Source organism: Defluviimonas aquaemixtae (genome assembly GCF_900302475.1).
In the GTDB taxonomy this organism is placed as follows: Bacteria; Pseudomonadota; Alphaproteobacteria; order Rhodobacterales; family Rhodobacteraceae; genus Albidovulum; species Albidovulum aquaemixtae.
On record NZ_OMOQ01000004.1, the window covers coordinates 112,478 to 122,520 of the forward strand.

Annotated in this window: 7 protein-coding genes and 2 pseudogenes; 5 read left to right on the plus strand and 4 right to left on the minus strand. The window is 66.0% G+C overall.

What is annotated here, in order from left to right; translation table 11 throughout:
- Positions 1 to 2: 2 nt before the first annotated feature.
- The 4 genes from DEA8626_RS18865 (at position 3) to DEA8626_RS21480 (ending at position 5,374) form a co-directional block, all read left to right on the plus strand.
- Positions 3 to 1,046: a helix-turn-helix domain-containing protein gene (locus DEA8626_RS18865; protein ID WP_108854791.1), complete on the plus strand. Its 1,044-nt coding sequence runs from the start codon at positions 3 to 5 to the stop codon at positions 1,044 to 1,046.
- Between the two features lie 87 nt (positions 1,047 to 1,133).
- Positions 1,134 to 2,315 carry a sterol desaturase family protein gene (locus tag DEA8626_RS18870; protein ID WP_146188904.1) on the plus strand — a complete coding sequence of 394 codons (1,182 nt, stop codon included), beginning with the start codon at positions 1,134 to 1,136 and terminating at the stop codon, positions 2,313 to 2,315.
- Between the two features lie 51 nt (positions 2,316 to 2,366).
- Positions 2,367 to 4,202, plus strand: a complete 1,836-nt coding sequence (mutL, locus tag DEA8626_RS18875; RefSeq protein WP_108854793.1) for a DNA mismatch repair endonuclease MutL — start codon at positions 2,367 to 2,369, stop codon at positions 4,200 to 4,202.
- Positions 4,199 to 5,374, plus strand: a complete 1,176-nt coding sequence (locus tag DEA8626_RS21480) for a DNA recombination protein RmuC (RefSeq protein ID WP_108854794.1) — start codon at positions 4,199 to 4,201, stop codon at positions 5,372 to 5,374. The genes mutL and DEA8626_RS21480 overlap by 4 nt, the downstream gene beginning before the upstream one ends.
- A 322-nt stretch (positions 5,375 to 5,696) precedes the next feature.
- Here the strand turns inward: DEA8626_RS21480 and DEA8626_RS21485 are convergent.
- From DEA8626_RS21485 to DEA8626_RS18895, 3 genes and pseudogenes are all read right to left on the minus strand, one after another.
- Positions 5,697 to 6,626, minus strand: a pseudogene (locus tag DEA8626_RS21485) (flavin-containing monooxygenase); the annotation flags it as partial.
- Between the two features lie 23 nt (positions 6,627 to 6,649).
- A complete protein-coding gene (locus DEA8626_RS21785; RefSeq protein ID WP_108854795.1) occupies positions 6,650 to 6,865 on the minus strand; it encodes a YjiS-like domain-containing protein in 216 nt (71 codons plus the stop codon).
- A gap of 27 nt (positions 6,866 to 6,892) precedes the next feature.
- Complete coding sequence (locus DEA8626_RS18895) at positions 6,893 to 7,975, minus strand: class I SAM-dependent methyltransferase (protein WP_108854796.1); 1,083 nt, start codon at positions 7,973 to 7,975, stop codon at positions 6,893 to 6,895.
- Between the two features lie 140 nt (positions 7,976 to 8,115).
- Here DEA8626_RS18895 and DEA8626_RS18900 point away from each other — a divergent pair, with 140 nt between their 5' ends.
- Entirely contained in the window at positions 8,116 to 9,135 is a 1,020-nt protein-coding gene (locus tag DEA8626_RS18900) for a GlxA family transcriptional regulator (RefSeq protein WP_108854797.1), read from the plus strand.
- Between the two features lie 747 nt (positions 9,136 to 9,882).
- Here the strand turns inward: DEA8626_RS18900 and DEA8626_RS18905 are convergent.
- Positions 9,883 to 10,043 (minus strand): annotated as a pseudogene (locus DEA8626_RS18905) (S-(hydroxymethyl)glutathione dehydrogenase); the annotation flags it as partial.

Consider the following 10,043-nt stretch of genomic DNA (forward strand, 5'->3'; position numbering starts at 1 on the left):
TCATGGAAGGCATCCTGCCGATCGACACGGCGCTCAGGGGCGCGGCGGGCGGTTTCGCGCTCCTCCTCGCCGCGTTCGCGCTCGTGCCGCCAAGACGCGGACCGGCAGGGCTGTCGCTGGCGCTTCTGGGGCTGGGGCTCGCCTCCTATCTCCTCGTCTCTGCGCCCGCCTTCGACGCCGCGCCGCCCGCGCCACTCTACGCGCCCGTGGTCATCGCGATGGCGCTGCCGGCGATCCTCTGGTGGGCGGGGCTCGAATTCTTCGACGAAGCCGCGCCGTTCCGCGCCTATGTCGTGCCCCTTGGCCTCATCGTCGTCGCCACCGCACTCGCGACTTTCGCCTGGCCGCCCGCCGGATTGGTCAGAGGCGGCCTCGTCGTCCTCCTCTACCTGCACCTCTTCTATATCGCCTGGAAAAGCGGTCCCGGCGACCTCATCGAGGCGCGCCGCGGCCTCCGGCGCGTCTTCCTCGGCCTCGGCGCTCTGCTCGGCATCGCGATCACCGCCGAGGAATTGGGGCTCCTGACCGGCCTCCTCGGACCGGAGAAGTTCGTCCTGCAAGCAGCCAGCCTCGCGGCGCTGCTTGGCGCCTTCCTCACCTGGTTTGCCGCGAATCGCGAGACGATGTTTCGCGACGCTCCCGCTCGCCCGCGCCCGCTCGCACTCACCGCCGCCGAACATGCCGTGCTCGACCGCCTGACCGCGGCGATGGAGGCGGGCGTCTGGGCCGAGGAGGGGCTGACCATCGGCCAGCTAGCAGGAGCCCTCGGCACGACCGAACACCGGCTGCGGCGGGTCATCAACCAAGGCCTTGGCTACCGCAACTTCGCCCGCTTCCTCAATGAACGCCGCATTGCGCGCGCCCGCGAAATCCTGTCCGAACCGGCCCGCGCCGACACGCCGATCCTGACGCTCGCCTACGAGGTCGGATTCGCCTCGCTCGGCCCCTTCAACCGCGCCTTCCGCGACATCACCGGTCTAAGTCCCAGCGAGTTCCGCGCCACCGCCCAGCCGATACCGGACAAAGCCACGCCGAAACCGGAGTAACCCCGCCGATTTCGAAATCGGCGCGAATTCTAGGGCCCCGGCCCGCCAGAACATCCGTCATCCGCAACCCGAAAAAGGATGACGACGATGTTTTGTCTCTCCACCCTCGCCGGGCTCTATTCCGGCGTCTTCGCCGAAGACCTCGCCCGCTACGTGATCGCCGCGGGCGGCACGCATCTGGCCGTGAACCTCGCCTTCGGCCCTGCGCTCGCCCACCGCCGCGTGCGCGACGAACCGCGCCCAGGCACCCGCCAGATCGCTCGCGAAGTCGCGGCAAGTCTCCGCACGGTCGTGATCTTCGCGGCCTTCGGCACCACGATTGCGGCGGGCGCGCAGGCGGGCCTCCTGCCGGTCTATCTCCACATCGCCGACTACGGCCCGGCCTGGCTCGCCGTGTCGCTCGCGCTTCTAATCGTCGGCCACGACACTTGGTTCTACTGGTCGCACCGGCTTTTGCATCACCCGCGCCTCTTCCGCCCCCTACACCGGCTCCATCACCGCTCGCACAACCCGACCGCCTTTACCGCCTACAGCTTCAACTTCGGCGAGGCATTCGTACATGCGACCTATCTGCCGCTCGCGCTCGCCGTGATCCCGGCGCATCCGTTGGTAATCTTTCTCTTCACCGCGCACATGATCCTCAGGAATGCCATCGGTCATTGCGGGACCGAACTTTTCCCTGCCACGCGCGACGGGCGGCCGCTCCTAGACTGGCTCACGACGGTCACGCATCATGACCTCCACCATGAAAACGGCCGCTGCAATCTCGGCCTTTACTTCACCTGGTGGGACCGTTTCTGCGGCACCGAGCACCCCGCCTATCTCGCCCGCTTCCGCGCCGCGCTCGGCCGCACCGCGATGCCCGTTCTCGCCGCCGCCTTCGGCCTGACGCTGCTGGGCGAGGCGCGCGCCGACACGCTCTCGGGCGGCTGGGCCAGCGAAGGCCTCTCGCTCGTCGTGCGGTTCGCGCCCTGCGAAGTCGACGCCGCGCGGGTCTGCGGCCGGCTCGCCCATGTCCGAGACGCTTCCGATGCACGGCACGTCGCCATCGGCGGCGTGATGGTCGACGGTCTCCGCGCCAACGGCGACGGCTGGGACGGCCGCCTGAACGATCCCGCAACGGGCCGCGTCTATCGGGGCCATATCCGGCTCATCGACCGCGACACGATGGAGCTGAAGGGCTGTACCGGGCCGGTCTGCAAGCGTCAAATCTGGCGCTCGACCCGCTGGCTTGAGCGCATGACGCGCCCGCCCGTTCCCTTCCCGTGAGACAATTGGTGAACTGGCCGAATCGGCGCGGGACATGCTAGTTATGGTGGCATGACCGCGCCGAACCCCAAGATCGTGCCCGAACGCCCGCAGATTCGTCAGCTAGACGAAGCTGCGGTCAACCGCATCGCGGCGGGCGAGGTGGTCGAGCGCCCGGCCTCCGCAGTCAAGGAACTCGTGGAAAACGCGCTCGACGCCGGGGCGCGGCGGATCGACGTCACCTATGCCGACGGCGGCAAGACCCTGATCCGCGTGACCGACGACGGCTGCGGCATGACGGAGGAAGACCTGCCCCTAGCGCTTGCCCGCCACGCGACCTCGAAGATCGACGGCTCCGACCTTCTGAACATCCGCTCCTTCGGTTTCCGGGGAGAGGCGCTGCCTTCGCTCGGCGCGGTCGGGAGGCTGAGGATCGCCTCCCGCGCCGAAGGCGCCGAGGCGGCCGAGATCGCGGTCGCGGGCGGGCGCGCAGGGCCTGTCCGCCCTGCGGCGCTCGCAGGCGGCACGGTCGTCGAACTGCGCGACCTTTTCTATGCCACGCCCGCCCGGCTGAAGTTCCTGCGCTCCGACCGGGCCGAGGCGCAGGCGATCAAGGATGTCGTCCAGCGCCTCGCCATGGCCGAGCCCTATGTCGGCGTCACCCTGCGCGACGCGACCGGCGGCGGCGAGGGCCGGGTGGTCCTGCGCGCCGACGCCGCGCAAGGCGAGCTCTTCGACGCGCTGTCCGAGCGCCTCCGCCGCCTTGTCGGCAACGAGTTTGCCGACAACGCGCTGCCGATCGACGCGGAGCGCGAAGGCATCCGTCTGACCGGCTTCGCGGCGCTGCCCACCTATTCGCGCGGCGCGGCGGTCGAGCAGTTCCTGTTCGTCAACGGCCGCCCGGTCCGCGACAAGCTCCTGATCGGCGCGCTCCGCGCCGGCTACATGGACGTCCTTTCCCGCGACCGCCACCCGGCCGCCGTCCTCAACCTCACCTGCACCCCCGAGCGCGTGGACGTGAACGTCCATCCCGCAAAGGCAGAGGTGAGGTTCCGCGAGCCGGGCATCGCGCGCGGCCTCGTCGTGTCCGCCTTGCGCCATGCACTCGCCGAGGCCGGCCACCGCGCCTCATCCACTGTCGCGGGCCTGACACTCGGCGCCATGCGGCCAGAGCCCGCCACCCCGCGCATCTACCAGATGGATCGCGCGTCCCAGACCGCGCTCCGCGCGGCCTACACGGCCCAGGCGCCGCTTGCCTCCGAACTCGCAGAAGCCTCGGCCCGCTTCGACCCCGTGCCCGAACCGGCCGCCGAGGAGAAGGCCGAAAACCACCCCCTCGGCGCCGCCCGCGCTCAGGTTCACGAGAACTATATCATCTCCCAGACTGAACGTGGCCTCGTCATCGTCGATCAGCACGCCGCGCACGAGCGCCTCGTCTACGAGCGCCTGAAACGCCAGAGTGCCGAAAACGGTGTCGCCGCCCAAGCGCTTCTGATCCCCGAGATCGTCGACCTCTCAGACGGCGACGCCCGGCTTCTCCTCGACCATGCCGAGACGCTCTCCAGCCTCGGCCTCAAGATCGAGCCCTTCGGCGGCGGAGCCATCGCGGTCCGTGAAACTCCCGCCGTTCTCGGCGAGGTCAACGCCGCCGCGCTACTTAAGGACATCTTGGACGAGCTTCGCGACCTTGGCGACAGCCAGCGCCTGCAATCCCGGATCGACGCGGTCCTCTCCCGTATGGCCTGCCACGGCTCGGTCCGATCCGGTCGCCGCATGCGCCCGGACGAGATGAACGCGCTCCTGCGCGAAATGGAACGGACCCCGCTCTCCGGCCAGTGCAATCACGGCCGCCCGACCTACGTCGAACTGAAGCTATCCGACATCGAACGCCTATTCGGACGCACATGATCACCTTCAACGGTCAGACCTACGCGCTTGACGACCCGCTCGTCCTCGCCACCCTCGGGGGCGGAACGCTCATCCTCGCGCTCTTCATCCTCATCATCGTCACATTGCGCGCCGCCTCGCGCTCCGCCCGAATGTCCGAGCCGATGCTGGCGCAGATGCAGGCGCTCGGTGGCCGCGTTCAGGCGCTCTCGGACGGTCAGCACCAGCTCACGGGTGGCCTCCACCACGTCTCCGAAACGCAGGCCGCCTCCCAGACCAAGGTGCTGCAATTGATGGAACAGCGCCTCTCCGAGGTCTCGCGCGGCATGACCGAAAGCTTGCAGGGTACCGCAACCCGCACCGCCCGGTCGCTCGGCGAGCTGCAGCAGCGCCTGGAAACTATCGACAAGGCCCAGACGAACATCGAAAAGCTGTCGGGCGACGTACTCAGCCTTCAAGACATCCTGTCGAACAAGCAGACCCGCGGCGCCTTCGGGGAGATCCAGCTCAACGACATCGTTCGGAAGGCGATGCCGCCTGATGCCTTCACGATGCAAGCGACGCTGTCGAACGGACGTCGCGCCGATTGCCTCATCCACCTGCCCAATCCGCCGGGTCCCATCGTCATTGACTCGAAATTCCCGCTCGAAGCCTACGAGGCGCTGCGCCGGGCCGAGAACCAGTCGCAGCTCATCGAGGCGCAGCGGATGCTGCGCATAGCCGTGCGCGCTCACATCAAGGCCATCGCCGAACGCTACATCCTCGACGGAGAGACCGCCGACGGCGCACTGATGTTCCTCCCCTCCGAGGCCGTCTATGCCGAGCTTCACGCCAACTTCCCCGAGCTTGTCCGCGAAGGCTTCAATGCGAAGGTCTGGATCGTCTCGCCCACGACCTGCATGGCGACGCTGAACACGATGCGGGCGGTGCTGAAGGACGCGCGGATGCGCGAACAGGCCGGCGCCATCCGCACCACGCTGCGGCAGCTTCACCGCGACGTTGAACTGGTGGTGGAGCGCGTCTCCAAGCTCGACACCCATTTCAACCAGGCCCGCCAGGACCTCGACGGCATCACCACGGCCGCCGAGCGCGCCGGCAAACGCGCCGCCCGGCTCGACAATTTCGACTTCGAGGAGCTTGCGCCCGAGGGTGACACGCCCCGCATCGTGCCGCTGACGAAGTCCACGCAGTGAGGCGGCCGGGGTAAGGTGCGCGCTCGCACCCACCGCTCGAGGACCAAAGCCGCAAGTTGCCCCGCCCCGAATCAATGCGCGCAAGCGCCGCCGGGCAGCGCCCGACCGCCCTCCGGGCGGGCTCCGCGACAATGCCGGTGGCTATCTGTTCGGCGGCAATGCACGCGGCGTCGAAAAAGCCGGTGAAGATCGGCCGGAAACCGGTGAACCACAGACCTGGATTGTTCGGGTCGCGCTCGCCCATCGGATGATTGGGCTGCCCGGAATCGTCAAGCACGCGGAGATGACCGAGCAGGGATGCCAGCCCGGTGCGATAGCCGGTCGCTGCGATCACCACTTCCGGCGCGCAGGAGGTCCCATCGGCAAGGCGGACATACCCCTTGTCGAAGCCTTCGACGCGAGGAACGACCCGGAACCGCCCGGCTCTCAGCGCTGCCACGAAGCCGTCGTCGAGCGCGAAGGTGACACCGTCGCGCAGCATCCGGGTACCGCCGCCGTCGGGGTGGCGCGGCAGCCCGTAGCGCCGGAGGTTGCCCAGAAACAACCGCTCAGTCACCTTGAATGCCGGATCAAGAGCACCCGTAGGTAGCGCCGCGAAGAGCCGCGCCAGCCGATGCATCGGGAAGCCGAAGACCCGCGTCGGCAATACTGCGGGGCCGTGGCGGATCGACACCTCGACCTCTGCCGGATTGTGCCGCGCGAGATGATTGAGCACGTCGGTCCCTGAGTTGCCGGCCCCCACGACAAGCACACGCCGGCCGTCGAAGCGGGACACGTCGCCAAGATCGGCAGAATGCAGGAACTCTCCCGCATACTCATCGCGCCCCGGCCAGTCCGGGATATGCGGGACACGGTCCCGGCCCGTCGCGATCACGACATGCGCGGCGGCGTAAACCCCGGCCTTGGTCGAAACCCGCCAACTGGTCGTCGTTCGCGCGATGCCTGTCACCTGCGCACCGAATTGGATCGGCACGTTCAGCCCGTCGGCATAGCGCGCCAGATGCGTGACGACGGTGTCGCGTTTCAGGAAGACGCCATCCGAACGCGGCGCGTCCTGACCCGGCAGCCGCGCAAAGCGGCGGTGGATATTGAGCCGCAGCGCGGGATGGCGCCGGCGCCAGGGATCGGCGACCCGATCCCCGGCTTCGAGTATGGTCACGGGAATATCCCGTTGGGCGAGAGCCTTTGCGCAGGCAAGACCCGAGAGCCCGGCGCCGATCACCAGGACCGGCGTCGCATTTTCCTGAGTCATGTAATTTCCTTTCAGGTGTATTGTCAGAGCTCGATTCGACCGAGCGGATCGGCCCGCCGAACGACGCGGCCTTCAAGCCCGATGTCCCGAAGCAAGTGATCCGACAGGCGGGACAGCACGATCATGTCGTGCCGGGCCCGTCTCTGTTCCCGCAGCCCTTCGAGCCATTGTCGAATGCCCGCGGAGGGACGCCTCGGAAGATGCGTAAGCGGAGCGTGTGGTTGAGTGGCGAGTTCCATGTCGGTTCCCTTCTGTATCCAGCCCGCTCAGACGGGGGCGACGTAGTAGGCGTTGATCGGGTCGTGCGGCAGTCGATGCGTCTCGACCGAGGTGAAGCCCGTGGCGGCGAGGTATTCCTCGGCAGTCTCGACGCCCCACATCGCACCTAATCCCGGCCCGCCCTGACCGATCGAGATCGGCGGGCAGTGCATCGACGAGATCGTGTAGAGGAGCGGCGCGAACGGGTTGCCGATGTTCTTTTCCAGATCGCGCGAACCGCCAATATCCTGCATCAGGAACATGCCGCCCTTGCGAAGCGACCGGTGTATCAGCGCCAAGAAGCCGCTTGGGTCCGCCTGGTCGTGGACAGCGTCGAAGGCGGTCACCAGATCGAACTTTCCGACCGACTGCGCCGAAGACAGGTCAAGGGCTTCGAAGCGGAGGTTCTCGATCCCGTTTGCACGCGCTTCGGCATCGGTCGCGGCAAAGGCGTCCGCGCAAAGGTCGAACCCATGGAAACGACTGTTCGGGAAATCCCGCGCAAGCCGCAGCATCGCCTGCCCGCCGCCGCAGCCGAAATCGGCCACGTCGATGCCGTCCTCCAACCGTTCGGTCAGTCCGGGCACAATCGGCAGGATCGCTTCCGCCAGACTCGCCACGGCAAGCTGCGCGCTGTCTTCAGCCATCACTTCGTGGAAGCGGTCGAAATACCCGTAGCAGAGGCCCTCGCCAGTGCGGAACCGCTCCAGCATCGCTTCCTCGACCGACGCCGCGACACCGATGAACTGGGTCGTGACGGCCATGTTGTTCGGGCTGGCTGCACGGTTCAGGTAGGCGGCGTGTTCCGGCGGCAGAGTGTAGCTGCGCGCCTTCGGGTCATAGGTGACCACGCCCGATGTCACCATCACACCTAGCCATTCACGCAGGTAGCGTTCGTTCACCCCGGCTTTCCGGGCGAGCGCCTCCGAGGTCAGGCCGGCATTTGCGGCAAGCGCATCGAAGAGGCCCGCGCGGTGTCCGAGCGAAGTCATGACCGCTAGCGCCGCTTCGTTCAGCGTGCCGACGAAACGGTCTGCGAAGGCTTCGGCCTTGGCATCGTCGAAGATCGGATCTTGGGTCTGATCAGTCATTATTATCTCCTTGAGCTGAATGAGGCGGTGGACATGCCGCCGCGTTGCCCAAGGGAATGGACTGCCCGCCCGAGTCGCAGTAGTATTGGAACGGATCAAAACGGTGATTATCGGACCATCTGGCGTATCTGAAGACCATCATGACGATAGAAACGGCTGTTATCGGTTCGCGCTTCGCCGGATCATCGACACTGTTCTGCATCCTCGACGTGCTGGCCTCGGTCGGCCGCGACTGGGAAATGCTGCATGGCCTTCCCGCGAGCGAGCCGACCTTCCATGCCGCTCTCAGAACGGTCGATGCCGCGCCCTACTGGGACATCAACGGGCGCAAGATCACGCCGGATGCGGCGCTGACCGAACGTCCCGCGCCCGATCTGATCATCGTGCCCGACATGCATTTCGACCCAAATGGCGGAGTTCCTGAGGAGTTCGTCGCGGTGACTGAATGGATTGGCGATGCCCACGCTCGCGGCGCCATCGTCACATCGGTTTGTTCCGGCGCCGTTCTGCTTGGCGGGGCCGGTCTCCTAAAGGGGCAGGAAGCGACGACGCATTGGGGTTTCGCCGACATGCTTGGCCGGAACTTCCCCGAGGTCAAAGTATGCCGAGAGCGGATTCTCGTCCCTACCGGCGAGGGCCATCGCGTCGTCACCGCCGGTGGCGCCTCGGCATGGGAAGACCTCATGCTCTACCTCATCGCGCGTTTCGCGGGCGCGGACGCGGCCCGCCGGATTGCCAAGATATATCTGATCGACCCCCACCGCGAAGGCCAACTAACCTATGCTTCGCTGACGGCGAACAGGCAGCACGACGACCAGCTTGTCGCCGAGGCGCAGATCTGGGCCGCTAGAAACTACGACACCCCCAGCCCCGTCGCGGCGATGGCCGAGCGCAGCCGGCTGACGGAACGCGGGCTGCATCGCAGGTTCAAACGTGCGACCGGGCAAGCCCCTGCAGCTTATATCCAGACCCTGCGCGTCGAGGAAGCCAAGCAGCTGCTGGAAACGACCGACATGCCGATCGACGACATAGCAGCGGAAGTCGGCTACTCTGAACCCTCCAGCTTTCGTTCGGCGTTCCGGAAGCGCGTTGGTATCTCGGCCTCTGCTTATCGCAAGCAGTGGCGCGCGCTCGCGCCGACGGCGTTCCTGGGTGCTTAGCTGTCAGCTCCGAGCAGCCACTGGCAGGCTGAACAATGCTGGATATCTGTATCTCAGGATCGGTGCTCACGCACCCTATCGAGCATGACTTGATCTGGCCACTCGTCCGCCCGTCCAACGAATGATGCCGCTTCCGATAGAGGCATCTCGGTGCAACGAAATACTTCCACCGCAACAGTCTGCAAGGGGTTTTCATCGCTAATGAATTTCAATGGTCCAGGAACGAGGGGTTTTTCACGCCAACGAATAGTCGACGGTTTCGCCCCGCTGACTATCAGTGGAGATAGGTGTGGCACGACGCCGAGAAATTGAACGCTCCTAGGCATTTCCGCAAGAATTGGGGTCTTGGCGAGCGTCAGCACTGTCTGCTCGCCCCAACTGTTTCCGACGTCGTTTTTTCTGCGACTTGTCCGAACGACGGCTTTTTTCATTGCGTTGCGGCGCGATAGTCTGCCGGTCCGCAATGGGAATATTTTCGGCAAGCGCGCGCAGCATGGATTGGCACTTCAGCAACGGGCTTGAAGCGAACTAACACGATCTCGAGACAGGCCGGGCATGGCTCTGAGCCGTGCCGAGAGCCGCTTTCTGCGTGACACATACGGCCCGCCCAGCCCGAAATTCGCGCGCAGCGTATCTCAGGCGGCGTGCGCAAGCCCTTTCGATTGGGTTAACGGGCATTCGAAAGCGCGTGTCCGTCAGCATCTTGGCGTTTCCTTCACGCGTGAAACGGTCCCGTTTCACGGCCTCTCAATAGATCACGACCGAGCGGATCGACTCGCCTGCATGCATCAGGTCGAAGCCCTTGTTGATCTCGTCGAGCTTCAATGTATGGGTGATCATCGGGTCGATCTCGATCTTGCCGTCCATGTACCAGTCGACGATCTTCGGAACGTCGGTCCGCCCCCTGG